The following is a 13,482-nucleotide window of genomic DNA, read 5'->3' as shown; positions in this document are numbered from 1 at the left end:
GTACGAAAACAGTGGGGCGGCGCCGTCGTGCGCCGCCCCACTGCCCTTTCTAGCGCTGCCAGGCGTCGATGGCGCGCACACCGTCGCGCATGGTCCGGTCCAGGATGGCGGGATTGCCGCTGCTGCCCTCCCAGCCCTGGTCGTTGAACACCGTCACCACGTTGTCGACCCGAGCCACGGCGATCTGGCTGGAGGTCTCGCCGCCGGTGCGCTCGCCGCCCAGACTGGTGGCGGGCCGCGTATGGGTCACGAGCAACGCCCCGTCACCGACACCGGTCACCGCCTTGCTCTCGACCGTGACCTTGTTGCCGTCCTGGTCGAAGGACGGGCACGCCCGGACCGCGTCGCCGAGGCGGCGCAGGTAGTCCGCAGCGCCGTCCCCGTCGAAGGTGAAGATGGTCTGGTGGATCATGCCCTGCGGCGTGTTGGTGTCGGGCTCGCCGGCCTTCTTGTACGTCACCGTCATGGCCGCGCTCGCGGTGACCTGTCGGCCCCCGGTGCCGAACTCGTTGGCGCAGAGCTTCGGCAGGGCCTCGCTGACATCCGTCGGACGGCGGGGAGACCTGCGCAGCTCGGACGGCAGCTCCACGAAGGCGGACGTCGGGATGGTCGTCGGGGCGCTGGCGCTCCCGGACGGCTGGTCGGTCGGACTCGCCGGGGCCGACGTCGTCGCCGCGCTCGACGGTGTCGCGTCGGATCCTTCCTCGGCAGCCGTGCAGGCGGTGCTCAGTGCGACGGTGCCCACCAACGGCAGGATCAGCCCGAGCATCCGAGGCGCTCGGACGGTCGGCGGCAGTGCGTATCGGCTCATGGTTCCCCCTCACCTCGACCTGGGAAGTTCCCCGCCAGCGGCGACCGGAAACGATCAATGTCGCCGTGCCGACCGGGGTCGGGTGGTCGTGTCGCGGGACCGGATGCGTCTACGCGGCCGCCGGGAGGACGGCCTCGATGAGGTGCGGGCCGTCGTGGGCCAGCGCTCGGGAGAGCTGTTCCGCGAGTTGCTCGGCGGTGGTGGCACGACTGGCCGGCATGCCGAAGGCGTTCGCCAGACCCACGAAGTCGATCTGAGGGTTGGCCAGGTCGAACAGCGGGTTTCCGTCCGGGTCGGTGTGACCCGGACGGTTACTGAAGTACTCCCACTCCTGGCGCAGAATCGCGTACGCGCGGTTGTTGAGGATCACGTTGGTGATGTTCAACTGTTCGCGGACCTGGGTCCACAGCGCGGTGACGGTGTACATGACGCAGCCGTCGGCCACCAGCGCCAGTACCGGCCGGTCGGGTGCCGCGACGGCGGCACCGACGGCGAGGGGCAGACCGTCACCCATCGCTCCGCCGGTCTGCATGAGCACGTCGTGGCGCGGCGCGCCGGCGGTGGCGGCAGCCAGGGCGGTGCCGGAGCTGACACTCTCGTCGATGACGATGGCGCGTTCCGGCAGCAACGCCGCGACGACGTCCGTCCAGTTCTGGAGGGTGAGGTTCCCCTTCGGCAGCGCCGGCCGACGCGGTTCGGTCACCGGGGCGGTCGTTCCCGGTGCCACCAGGTCGGCGAGTCGGTCGAGCGCGGCGACGGCGTCCTGGCCAACCTCGGCCAGGACGTGCGTCTGCGCTCCCTCGGGTACGAGCAGGCTCGGTTGATCGGAGTAGGCGAAGAAGGAGACGGGCGCCTTGGTGCCCGCGACGATGACGTGCCGTATCCCGTGCAGTTGGTCGAGCACCTGATCCGGATAGAAGCCGAGCCGGGGGAACATGGGCAGGCCGGCGCCACGCTCGACCCGGTTGGAGTACAGCTCCTGGAGCACCCGCGCGCCCGTCGACGCCGCGATACGGCCGGCGGCCAACAGACCCGACTCGCGCAGCGCGGTCCCGCCGATGATCAGGGCGGTGGCCTCCCCGGCACGAAGGACCTCCGCGATCTGCGCGAGCACCTCCTCGCTGACGGTTGGCGCCGAGCGGGGTCCGATCGGCGGTGCGGCCGCGCCGCCGTCCGACCACGACACGTCCGCCGGCATGATGACGGTGGCGATCTGACCGGGCGGCTCCAGTACGGCGGCGAGCGTGGCCGCGCCGTCGGTCCCGGCCCCGGCCGCGTCCTCGGGTCGACGGACCGGGCCACGCAGCCATCCGCCCAGCGCGGCGATGTCCGAGTTCAACGGGGGATCGAAGGCGGTGTGGAACGTCGCGTGGTCCCCGACGATGTTGACCACCGGCGAGTTGGCGCGTCGGCTGTTGTGCAGATTCGTGAGCCCGTACGCGAACCCGGGCCCGAGATGCAGCAGGGTCGCCGCCGGCTTGCCCGCGATACGGGCGTAGCCGTCGGCCGCGCCGGTGACGACGCCCTCGAAGAGTGCGAGCACTCCGCGCAGTTCGGGAACCGACTCCAGCGCCCCGACCAGGTGCAGCTCGGTGGTTCCGGGGTTCGTGAAGAGCACCTCCACCCCGCCGTCGGCCAGCGTCCGCAGCAGTGCTTCCGCGCCGTTCACACACATCACCTCACCGACGGCTGGACCAACGATGATCCGATCCTAAGGGCGCATTTCGGACTAAAGTGGTGACGCTCGTGAAATAGCTCGACGGGGATCGGGGACCGCGGGATGAAGCAGGGGTGCGCCGAACGCGCCTACCAGGCCCGACGCCTGGACATCGGTGTCGATCGACCGTTCGAGGAGTTCCGGCGGCAGTACGAGCAGGCCGTCCCGCCCTACGACGCCGCGGCGTTCGACGCCCTGGTTGCCCGCGACGCCCCCTGGGACGACGTGCTCGCCCTGATGCGCGAGCGTGCGCCCCACGACTTCCTCATCTACTGGAGCAGCGGCGAGCTGCGGCCGATGATGGGCCTCGCGGGTGACGCCGGCAACGCTGTCGAGTACCTGATGGGCAATCACACCATCGCCGAGAAGATGTACCGGCACGACCCGACCGCCATGCTGTACGCGCCGTTGCGCACCATGATCGGCGATGTGCCCGACGGTGGGGTGCGGTTCGTGATCGAGCAGCCCAGCTGCACGTTCGGGTCGTTCGGAGTGGAGGCGATCCACGAGGTCGGCCGGCAGCTCGACCGCGAGGTCGCCGCCCTCCTGGCACATCTCGAGCTACCTGTACCAGCGTCCCTGTCGAACTAGGGCCTGTTTCATAAGAACTGGCCGGCCTGCGGCGGGCCCGGACGACGACCGGCGGCGTTGCGGTTTCGGCCGGATACAACACCGGTATCCGGCCGAAACCGCGCCTTGCCGGACCGCCGCCCGGACTCCGCCTCGGCTCGACCGCCCTTATGAAACAGGCCCTAGCCGGCTCTGTCTCGAACCCGCCCGCCGCCCCTGCTCGGGTCCATCCGCCGACACCACCGTTACGCCCGGGGATGAGCAGCCATCACGCCGGACGGGGCGCTCAGTGGGCCCATGATCACGAGCACTAGAGTAAGGAGATGTCCGAGCACCGCCCCTTTCCGCTCTGGGCGGGACGCACGGCCGCGCTGCTGGGCATCGTGCTCGTCGCTCTCACCCTGCGCCAGGCGGTTGTGGTGGTATCGCCGATCCTCGGCGACATCCGGGTGGACATCCCGATATCGAACATCGGCGTCGGACTGCTCGGCACGTTGCCACCGATCCTGTTGGCGGCGTCCGGGTTCATCGCGCCGCGCGTCGCCCGCGGAGTCGGCCTCGACGGCGGCATCGTGCTCGCGCTCCTGCTCATGACCCTCGGCCATCTCGTGCGCGCGGTCACCCCGAGCTTCGCGGTGCTGCTCGTCGGCAGTGTCGTCGCGCTCGCCGGTACGGGCATCGGCAATGTGCTGCTGCCGCCGATCGTGCGGCGCTACTTCCCCGACCGGGTGGCGCTGCTGACCGCCGTCTACGTCTGCATCGTGGGCGTGAGCACTGCCGTGCCCGCCGCGGTCGCCGCTCCGGTCGCCGAGCAGATCGGCTGGCGGTTCTCGCTCGGCATCTGGTCGGTGACCTCCGTGGTCGCGCTCGTTCCGTGGCTCGTCATCATCGCGCGGGAGCGCCGCCAGCGACTCTCGGATGCCGGCGCCGTCGATTCCTCGCCCCCCGCCCTCGTCACGCGACTGTGGCGGTCACGCGTGGCCCTGTCGATCACCGTCGTGTTCTCGACCAGCACGATCTGCACGTACGCCGCGTTCGCGTGGCTGCCCGAGATCCTCGGCGACGTCGCCGGCTCGACGCCGACCGAGGCCGGTGTGCTGCTCGCCGTCACCGGCCTCATCAGCGTGCCCGGCGCGCTCATCGCGCCCCTGCTCGTCGCGCGGCTGCGCAATGTCGGCTGGCTGATCGCCGCGGGTGTCGCGAGCTTCGTGCTCGGTTACCTCGGCCTGCTGCTCGCGCCCGCGACACTCACGCTGCTCTGGGTGCTGCTCATCGGCTCGGGGTCGATCCTGTTCCCGGTCTGCCTCGTGCTCATCAACGTACGCACCCGATCCCAGGGTGGCACCGTCGCGCTGAGCGGCTTCGCCCAGGGGGTCGCGTACGCGCTCGGCGCGCTCGGTCCGCTGATCGTCGGGCTGCTGCACGACTCCAGCGGCGGGTGGACCCCGCCGCTGTTGTTCCTGCTCGCTGTCGCCCTCGTGGCGACCATCCCGGCGATCACGCTCGCGAAGCCCGGGTTCGTCGAGGACCAGCTCGCCGCACCGATGCCCGAGTGACGCGGCACGGATCAAGGCGCGATCGTGGACAGTTTCCGTCGGAGGTGACGGAAACTGCCCACGATCGCCGAGAACCGACCGCCTGATCAGGTGACCGTGACGGTCAGGTTGAGTGAGCGGGTCTCGCCGCCGGTGTAGGTGATCGTCACGCGGGCGGTGAAGGTGCCCTTTCGCGCGTAGCTGTGACTTGTCGACCGCAGCGTCGCGCCGTGCGTACCGGTGGTGTTGTCGCCGAAGTCCCACGCGTAGTCGGTGATGCTCTGCCCGGACGGCGCGGTCGCGGTGGCGGTCAACGTGGTGGTCAGCGGCGCGGCGCCGCCGGTCGGGTTGGCCGCGATCGCCAGGCTCCCGCCCGGCTCCTGCTTGACGCCGGCGCCGTTGAACCGCATCCAGTCCAGCGACATCAGGTCCGGCGTGCCGCCGACCTGCGCGGTGTTGACGAACTTCGCGTACAGGGTGGTGGTGCCGGTCGGTTTGTTGGTGAGCGTGACCGTGGGTGACACCAGGTTGTCCCACCCGCCGGTGGAGCCGATGGTGGCCGTACCGATCAGCGTCCCGGTGGGTGAACCGGTTCGCAGCTCGATGGTGCCGCCGAGGCCGCCGTTGGTGACCCCGAGCGTGACCGAGCCGATGTTGCGCAGGTCCACCGGCCCGTACGCCGCCCAGTCGTTGTGGTCGACGTCGCCGAGCCGCTTGCCGGCGCGGGCGGTGGTCCGGTCGTTGACGATCAGGCCGGACTGGGCGCTGAAGTGCTCGGCCTCCTTGCTCTTGGGCTGCAACTGGATCCGGGTCGAGCCGGTCAGCGCCGGTACGCCGCCGGCCGCCCCACCGTCGGTGTACTGCGCGGTGATCAGGGTGTAGAGGTTCTGTCCCGGCCCGTGCCCGTCGCCGGCGTCCGCCTCGGTGGCCAGCAACCCGGAGCAGCCGGTGTAGACGTCCAGCGGGTGGGCGTGCGTGTCGTGGCCGAGTTGGGTTTGCACGGTCACCTTCGCGCAGTCGATGGTGGTGTCCTCCGGGTCGCTGACCGTCACGGTGTACGGGATCTTGTCGCCGAAGTCGAAGAAGCCGCCGTCGGGCACGGTGAGGGTGACCGTCGGCCGGGTGTTGCCGACCACCACGTCGGTGACGGCGGTGGCGGTCAGACCGTTGCCGCTGTTGCGGACGGTCAGCCGGGCGGTGAACTTGCCGGCAGCCGAGTAGGTGAAGCTCGGGTTGGCGGCGGTGGAGTCGGTGGTGCCGTCGTTGGTGAAGTCCCAGGCGTAGCTGAGGGCGGTGCCGTCGCCGGCCGTCGTGCCGGCCGAGGAGAAGCCGACCGTCAGCGGCGTACGCCCGGTGTCCGGAGTGGCGGTGATCTTCGCGGTCGGTGGGCGGCCGTTCGCCACGTAGTCGATCCGGTAGATGCCGGCGCCGGCGTTGCTGCCGCCGCGACCGCTGCCGGTGCCCTCGCCGAAGTCGATGACGTAGAGCGAGCCGTCCGGGCCGAACTCCGCCTCGAAGGGCTGGATCCAGCTCATGTTCTCGAAGATCCCGTTGATCGACTGGAGGTCACCGACGGCCGTGGGGGCGAAACGCGAGTTGCTGAAGGTCTGCGCCGTCCGGTGGATCGAGAGCGTCTTGAACCACCTGCGGGTGAACTCGTACGTGATCCACTTCCCGTCGAAGTACTCGGGGAACTTGGTGGTACGGGTGTTCGCCGGGTCGTAGTCGTAGACCGGCCCGCTCATCGGGCCGCCACCGCCGGTGCCTACCTCGGGGAACTGGGCGGAGGCGGAGTACGCGTACCAGACCAGCGCCGGCTTCGCCGCCGGCAGGGTGGTCAGGCCGGTGTTGTTGGGGGAGTTGTTCACCGGCGCCGCGCAGTTGAACTTCGCCCCGGAGGTGCTGGTCGCGAAGTTGTAGTCGTTGAACGGGATGTTGTTGCCCACGCAGTACGGCCAGCCGAAGTTGCCGGCGGCGGTGATCCGGTTGAACTCGACGGTCCCCTCCGGTCCGCGGTTCGCGTCCGCGGCGCGGGCGTCCGGGCCGTAGTCACCGACGAGCACCGCGTTCGTTCCCGGCTCGATGGTGATCCGGAACGGGTTGCGCATGCCCATCGCGTAGATCTCCGGTCGGGTCCGCGCCGTGCCGGCGGGGAAGAGGTTGCCGCTGGGCACGGTGTACGTGCCGTCGGCCTGCGGGGTGATCCGCAGGATCTTGCCGCGCAGGTCGTTGGTGTTACCGGCGGTGCCCTGGGCGTCCCAGGCGGCCCGCCCGGACTGCTCGTCGATCGGGGTGTAACCGCTGGACGCGAAGGGGTCGGTGTTGTCGCCGATCGCGGCGTACAGGCGACCGGCGGCGTCCATGGCCAGCGATCCGCCCATGTGTGAGTTGGCCCGACCCACGCCCCGGTACGTCGGGACGGTCAGCAGCCGCTTCTCCGAGGAGAGCGCGACACTGTTGTTCGCCACCGTGAACCGGGACAGGTTGAGCTGCTTGAGGGTCTTGTCCGACCAGAGCAGGTAGACCCAGCCGTTGCTGGCGAAGTTGCGGTCCAGCGTCATTCCGAGCAGCCCGTCGGACTGGTCGGTCATCGCCGAGGTGTACGCGAAGTCGAGCAGCGTGGTGACCTGGAGCGTGTCCGAGTCGACCACCTTGAGCGCACCGGTGCGCTGGATGTAGTAGACCTTGCGGTCCGGCGCGACGGCCAGCTCGAACGGGTCGGCCAGGTTCTCGGTGACCAGCCCGACGCGTTCGAACGTGCCGGTCCTGGTGGCCGAGCAGTCGCCGGCGACCGCGCCCGCGGCCCACTCGATGCCGTAGCGCAGGTGCTCCAGGAAGGTGGCGCTGCTGAACTGGGAGCTGGCGTGTCCACCGGCGGTGAACCAGGACCGGCCGCCGTCGTAGCGCTGACACCAGGAGTACGCGTGGTCGACGCCCTCGTCCAGGCCGCTGATCCCGTCCCGCACCTTGATCTGCGCGAGGGTGTGCACGTTGCCGGTCGGGTTGGTCCGCCAGTTGTACCACTCCTCGCTCTGCTCCCACAGCTCCGGCAGGTTGCGGGTGGAGGGGTGGGCGCGGTCGAGGACCTTCACCCGCCCGGGGTACGTGCCGCCGGTGGCCGAGAAGTCCGGGTGGTAGTCGAAGATGGTGCCGACCAGGCCCTCGTACCAGGACCAGTCGCGTTCACTGGCCGAGGCGGCGTGCAGGCCGGCCCAGCCGCCACCGTTGCGGATGAACGTCTGCAACGCCGCGCGCTGGCTGGCGTTGAGCAGGTCACCCGAGGCCGGGGTGGAGTTGGTGTTGTTGAAGACCAGGGCGTCGAAGGTGGCGAGGTTGGCGTCGGTGAAGGCGCCCGCGTCGGTGGTGGCGACGACCTCGAAGTTGTGGGTGGCCCCGAGCTGCTGGATCGCGGCGACGCCGGCCGGGATCGAGTCGTGGTAGAAGTTGGTGATCTTCGAGAAGACCAGCACCCGGAAGCGCGGGGCGGCCTCGGCGGGCAGGGCGGTGGTGGTGCTCAGGACGGTGGCGACGGTGAGCAGGGCGAGGCAGATCGCGCGCAGGTGTTTGGGCATGGGGGCGCTCCCTGTCGGACGGTGAGGGTCGGAAAGCGCTTTCTCGCTGCCCGCATCACGGTACTGACGCGCAGTTACGAACGTCAATAGAGCTGAGGTAAGCGGTTTCCTGGCGGCCGTGGCAGCGCGACGCGGGTACGGATAACCGCACCAGGATCGTTCGGATCGCCCGGATGTCCGGATCGCCGCCAGCGTCGAGGGTGGAACGCATGGACAACGTGGTGGAACTCGACGGGGTGACCCGCACCTACGGCTCGCGCAAGCGGCCCATCGCCGCTCTTCGCGGCATCTCGCTCGTGGTGCCGGCGGGGACGTTCGTGGCGGTGATGGGAGCTACCGGCTCGGGCAAGAGCACCCTGCTGCAGTGCGCGGCGGGGTTGGACCGGCCGACGTCGGGGCGGGTCCGGCTGGTCGGCCGGGACGTCACCCGAATGCGCGAAGGTGCGCTGACCCGGCTGCGTCGCGACCGGGTGGGTTTCGTCTTCCAGTCGTACAACCTGCTGTCGGAGTTGACGGTGCGGCAGAACGTGCTGCTGCCCCGGCGGCTGGGTGGACCGCGCCCGCGCCCGCTCGACGAGGTGCTGGCCGAGGTGGGCCTGTCCGGGCTGGCGGGCCGGTCGGTCGGTGAGTTGTCCGGAGGTCAGCGCCAACGGGTCGCCATCGCCCGCGCGTTGGCTGGCCGTCCCGCCGTCGTCTTCGCTGACGAGCCGACCGGGGCGTTGGATCCGGCGACCGGTGAGCAGGTGCTGCGCCTGCTGCGTGACGGGGTGGACCGGTCCGGGGCGACGGTGGTGATGGTCACCCACGATCCGCTGGCCGCGGTGTGGAGCGACCGGCTCGTCCTGCTGCGCGACGGCGAGGTGGTGGCGGACGTCCCGACGCCCGATCCGGCAAGCATCGCCCAGCGGTTGCGCGCCACCACGGGTGACCCGGTGGTGGCCCGATGAGCGCGGGGCTGACCAGGCAGGCGCTGCGCAAGCAGCCGTGGTCCTTCGCCGGTCCGTTCGTCACGCAGTGCCTGGCCGCCGCGCTGGTGTCCGGCGCGTTGGGCGCCAGTTCATCGCTGTCCGGTGCGAGGCTGGACCCGAGCGCCCGGCAGGTGCTGACCGAGAGTTCGATCCCCGAGATGGCCACGCTGTTCGTGGTGGTGTCGGTGTACCTGACCGCGTTGGTCGTCGGGTTGACCATGACGTCGTCGATCGCCCGGCAGGCCCGGGACATCGCGCTGGTACGGGCGCTCGGTGCCACTCCCGGTCGGGTGCGCCGCGCGGTGGCGGCCCAGGCCGCCGCGGTGGCGGTGCCGGCGACCGTGCTCGGCGTACCGCTCGGTGCCCTGCTCGCCCACGCCTGGCTGGCGGGGCTCACCGGACACCGGGCGATCCCGCCCGGCGTGACGTTCCACCCGTCGTCTGCGGCACTGCCCGTGGCGCTGGGCATCGCCGTCGGGGCGTCGATGGTCGGTGCGCTGATCGCCGGGCTGCGCCCAGCACGGGTACGCCCCGCCGCCGCGCTGACCGAGACGGCCGCTCCGCCGCGCCGGATCAGCCTGGTACGTACCGCGATCGGGGTGGTGCTCGTGGCCGGCGGCGTGGCGCTGTCGATCCAGATCGCGGGCGGCGACCCGGCGAAGGCCGGCGAGTCGAGTTTCTTCACGATGCTGGCGATGTGCGTGGGGGTCGGCTTCCTCGGTCCGGTCCTGCTGCGGCTGGCAGCTCCGCTGACGCGACTGTTCGGGGGTACCGGGGCGCTGGCCGCGGACAACCTCGCGGTGCGTGCCAAGGCGCTGTCCGGCGCTCTCGTACCACTGGTCCTGGCGATCGCGTTCGCCCTGGTGAAGGTGGTCACGCACACCACGTCCGTGCACGTGCGGGGCGTTCCCGAGCCGGCGGCGCGGGTGTGGACGGAGTACTCCGGGACCGCCGTCTACGTCGCCTTCGCCGCCGTCGCCGCGGTGAACACGCTGGCGACCGTGCTGCTGGCCCGACGCCGCGAGCTTGCGGTGACCCGGCTGGTCGGCGCGAGCAGGATGCGGGCGCTGGCCGTGGTCGTCTGCGAAGCCCTGCTGGTGACGGTGACCGCCCTGGCGATGGGTACCGTTGTCGCGATGGTCACCATGGTGCCGATGCTGCACGGCATGCTGGGCACGTGGACGCCGTACCTGCCAACCGGGCAGCTGGCCGGTGGCCTGGCCGCGGTGATCGGCCTGGTGCTGCTGGGCACCGTCGTGCCGGCGCTGGTCGCGATGCGCCGCCCGGCGGTGGAATCGTTGGCGGCGGACACGTGAGGCCGGTCGTCAGCGCGGTCCTGCGTGCTCCGACGGCCGCCCGTACCTGGCGTGAAATCGGCTACACGGTGACCGGCACCGTGCTGGCCGTGCCGACGTTCGCGATAGCACTGCTGGGGGTGGTGTTCTCCGCGCTGTCGCTGCTGACGATCGGGCTGCCACTGCTGACCGGTGTGCTGGTGCTCGGGCGGCTGACCGTGCGGTACTTCCGTGGGCCGGCCCGGCTGTTCCTCGGCTGGAGTTGGCCGAACCCGCCGCCCGTGGGCCGCCGTGGGCCGGGCCCGGTGCGTTGGGCCGGTGCGGTGCTGACGGACGCCAGCGCCTGGAAGGCCCTCGCGTACTGCTTCGCCCGGCTGCCGCTGATGGCCGCGGCCGCCTACCTCGGCGGGGCCCTCGTCGTCGGAGGGCTGGTGGGCGTCACCTACCCCGTGTGGGTGCACCGCTTTCCGCAAGACCCGCCGTGGGGCGGCACCTGGGGACTGGCCGCGCAGGGGTTGGCCGCGCTGCTGGTGTTTCCGTGGTACTTCCGGCTCATCGTGTCGCTGGACCGGTGGTTGGTGCGGGCCCTGCTCGAGCCGGGCCCCGAGCGGGTCCGGATAGCGGCTCTGGAGGCCAGCCGGGCCGCGCTGCGGGCGGACGCGGCCGCGCTGCTGCGGCGGGTGGAGCGGGATCTGCACGACGGTACGCAGGCCCGGCTGGTCGCGCTCGGCGTGGGTCTGTCACGCATCGAGCGGCGTGCCGGCGACCCGGAGCTGAAGGCGATGGTGACGCAGGCCCGGGGCGCGGTGGTGGAGACGCTGACCGAGCTGCGGGACATCGTGCGGGGCATCCACCCGCCCGCGCTCGACACCGGCCTGAGCACCGCGATCGAGACCCTGGCCGCGCGCAGCGCGGTACCCGTCGAGGTACACGTGGACCTGCCTCAGCGCCCGACGCCCGACCTGGAGTCGGCGCTGTACTTCAGCGCCGCCGAACTCCTCACCAACGTGACGAAGCACGCCGGGGCCAGCCGGATCCGGCTTGACCTTCGCGCGCAGGATGGCGTCCTGCGCCTGACCGTCACCGACGACGGGCGCGGCGGGGCGCGATCCGGGACCAGGGGTACGGGTCTGGCGGGGCTGATCCGGCGAGCCGAATCGCTGGATGGCGCGCTCTGGCTGGACAGCCCGCCCGGTGGACCGACGACCATCACCCTGGAGCTGCCGTGCGAGTAGTGATCGCCGAGGACAACCCGTTGCTGCGCGACGGCATCACGTTGCTGCTGACCGATCACGGGATCACCGTCGTGTCGACCGTGGACAACGGTGACGACCTGCGCGCGGCGGTCGACGAACACCGACCGGACGCGGCGGTGGTCGACGTACGGATGCCACCGACCTTCACCGACGAAGGCCTGCGAGCGGCGCTGGCGATCCGGGAGGCCCACCCGGACACCGGCGTGCTGGTCTTCTCGCAGTGGGTGGAGACCCGGTACGCGCGGCAACTGATCGCCGAGCACCCGGGTCGGATCGGTTACCTGCTGAAGGACCGGATCGTCAGCACCGAGGACTTCATCGACGCGCTGCGGAGGGTGGCCGCCGGCGGCACCGCTCTGGATCCCGAGGTGGTGCGCCAGTTGTTGGCGGCGCCGTCGGTGGACGCGGGCGTCGCCCGGCTCAGCGAGCGGGAGCGTGAGGTCCTGGGGATGCTGGCCGAGGGCCGGTCCAACCTCGCCATCTGCGAGTCGCTCCACCTCGCCCCGCGCAGCGTGGAGAAACACGTGACGGCCATCTTCACCAAACTCGACCTACCCCAGGCGCGGACCGACCACCGGCGGGTTCTCGCCGTGCTGCGCTATCTGAACGCGCCGCGCTGAGCGCCGACCCGGTTGGAAGGAGCGGCCGATGCAGGTCAGCCTCGCGACGAGCGCCGGTAGGGGCGACCGGCCGAACGAGGATTTCGTCGGGGCGGTCCCCGGGGCTGTCGTCCTGCTGGACGGCGCCGGCATTCCGGGGGCCGAGGCGCTCTGCGCGCACGGGGTCGCCTGGTACACCCACCGCCTGGGCGGCACGCTGCTCGGCGGTCTGTCCCGGGCCGACGGGCGGGACCTCGCGGCCATCCTCGCCGACGCCATCGCTGAAACGGCCGTCGCCCATCGCGCCACCTGCGACATCGCCGATCCCAGCAGCCCTCAGGCGACCGTCCTGATGGCCCGCGCCCACCGGGGACGGCTCGAGCATCTCCTGCTCGCGGACTCGTACCTCATGCTCGATGAGGTTGGCGGCGGCGTGCGGGTGATCACCGACGAGCGCGAGGTGGCCGCCCGGCGGGAGTGCGCGGCGCCCCTGGCCGGCGTCACACCCGGAACCCCGGAGTACGACCACATCCGCGCCTCCTGCGCCCTGGCACTGCGGGCTCGTCGGAACCAGCCGGGCGGTTACTGGATAGCCAAGGACGATCCGCGGGCGGCCTGGGAGGCGGCGACCGGCAGCCACCCGCTCGGCGAGTTGCACGGCATCGCGGTGCTCAGCAACGGCGCCAGCCGGATCGTCAGCCAGTACGGCCTGACCGACTGGCCGGGCGTGCGCGATCTGCTCGCCGCCGAAGGGCCGTCCGGCGTCATCCACCGCGTCCGGGCGTTCGAGGCCGAGTCGGGCGGCGGCCCGGACGCCCGGGTTCCGGACGATGCCACCGTCGCCCACTACCGTGTGATGCCGTGATGGAGTACGAGTTCGAGGGTGCCGTCTGGGAGTGGCGCGGGCCGTCGCCGTACCACTTCGTGACGATCCCAACCGACTGCGTCGACATGGTGCGGCAGGTGGCGTCGGCGGTCACCTACGGCTGGGGCATGATCCCGGTCGAGGTCCGGCTCGGACGAAGCCGGTGGCGCACGTCGCTGTTCCCGAAGGACGGGGGCTATCTCCTCCCGCTGCGGGACTCGGTGCGCAACAGGGAGGGCATCGCCCTCGGTGACGTCGTGCACATCCGCCTCGCCGTCCGGCCGCGTTGACGCG

11 protein-coding genes are annotated in these 13,482 nt (G+C 71.1%); 8 read left to right on the top strand and 3 right to left on the bottom strand.

The window, feature by feature from the left end:
• Window positions 1–49 precede the first annotated feature (49 nt).
• Window positions 50–811: a hypothetical protein gene (locus tag ACQP0N_RS18240; protein WP_433111973.1), complete on the bottom strand. Its 762-nt coding sequence runs from the start codon at window positions 809–811 to the stop codon at window positions 50–52.
• Between the two features lie 109 nt (window positions 812–920).
• Entirely contained in the window at window positions 921–2,480 is a 1,560-nt protein-coding gene (locus ACQP0N_RS18235) for an acetolactate synthase large subunit (protein ID WP_433111970.1), read from the bottom strand.
• A 111-nt stretch (window positions 2,481–2,591) separates the two neighbouring features.
• Between ACQP0N_RS18235 and ACQP0N_RS18230 the strand changes: the two genes are divergently transcribed.
• Both ACQP0N_RS18230 and ACQP0N_RS18225 read left to right on the top strand, forming a co-directional pair.
• On the top strand, window positions 2,592–3,119 hold the full coding sequence (locus ACQP0N_RS18230) for a hypothetical protein (protein WP_433111967.1): 528 nt from the start codon (window positions 2,592–2,594) through the stop codon (window positions 3,117–3,119).
• Window positions 3,120–3,421: 302 nt separating this feature from the next.
• Complete coding sequence (locus ACQP0N_RS18225) at window positions 3,422–4,654, top strand: MFS transporter (protein ID WP_433111964.1); 1,233 nt, start codon at window positions 3,422–3,424, stop codon at window positions 4,652–4,654.
• 86 nt (window positions 4,655–4,740) lie between these two features.
• On the opposite strand, the gene ACQP0N_RS18220 is transcribed toward ACQP0N_RS18225, so the two are convergent.
• Complete coding sequence (locus ACQP0N_RS18220) at window positions 4,741–8,205, bottom strand: ThuA domain-containing protein (protein WP_433111961.1); 3,465 nt, start codon at window positions 8,203–8,205, stop codon at window positions 4,741–4,743.
• A 209-nt stretch (window positions 8,206–8,414) separates the two neighbouring features.
• Here ACQP0N_RS18220 and ACQP0N_RS18215 point away from each other — a divergent pair, with 209 nt between their 5' ends.
• The 6 genes from ACQP0N_RS18215 to ACQP0N_RS18190 are packed head-to-tail and all read left to right on the top strand — an operon-like array spanning window position 8,415 to window position 13,478.
• Window positions 8,415–9,152: an ABC transporter ATP-binding protein gene (locus ACQP0N_RS18215; protein WP_433111958.1), complete on the top strand. Its 738-nt coding sequence runs from the start codon at window positions 8,415–8,417 to the stop codon at window positions 9,150–9,152.
• Window positions 9,149–10,489 carry an FtsX-like permease family protein gene (locus ACQP0N_RS18210; RefSeq protein ID WP_433111955.1) on the top strand — a complete coding sequence of 447 codons (1,341 nt, stop codon included), beginning with the start codon at window positions 9,149–9,151 and terminating at the stop codon, window positions 10,487–10,489. The genes ACQP0N_RS18215 and ACQP0N_RS18210 overlap by 4 nt, the downstream gene beginning before the upstream one ends.
• A complete protein-coding gene (locus ACQP0N_RS18205) occupies window positions 10,486–11,703 on the top strand; it encodes a sensor histidine kinase (RefSeq protein WP_433111952.1) in 1,218 nt (405 codons plus the stop codon). The genes ACQP0N_RS18210 and ACQP0N_RS18205 overlap by 4 nt, the downstream gene beginning before the upstream one ends.
• The gene (locus ACQP0N_RS18200; RefSeq protein ID WP_433111949.1) at window positions 11,694–12,344 is read left to right on the top strand and encodes a response regulator transcription factor; all 651 of its coding nucleotides are present in this window, start codon (window positions 11,694–11,696) and stop codon (window positions 12,342–12,344) included. The genes ACQP0N_RS18205 and ACQP0N_RS18200 overlap by 10 nt, the downstream gene beginning before the upstream one ends.
• Window positions 12,345–12,372: 28 nt before the next feature.
• Window positions 12,373–13,188, top strand: a complete 816-nt coding sequence (locus tag ACQP0N_RS18195; RefSeq protein WP_433111946.1) for a hypothetical protein — start codon at window positions 12,373–12,375, stop codon at window positions 13,186–13,188.
• On the top strand, window positions 13,188–13,478 hold the full coding sequence (locus ACQP0N_RS18190; RefSeq protein WP_355049904.1) for a DUF1905 domain-containing protein: 291 nt from the start codon (window positions 13,188–13,190) through the stop codon (window positions 13,476–13,478). The genes ACQP0N_RS18195 and ACQP0N_RS18190 overlap by 1 nt, the downstream gene beginning before the upstream one ends.
• Window positions 13,479–13,482: the final 4 nt, after the last annotated feature.

Source organism: Micromonospora sp. CA-246542 (genome assembly GCF_050942905.1).
Classification (GTDB): Bacteria; Actinomycetota; Actinomycetes; order Mycobacteriales; family Micromonosporaceae; genus Micromonospora.
Note: the sequence above shows the minus strand (reverse complement) of the source record. Positions and strands in the feature narration are given on the sequence as shown.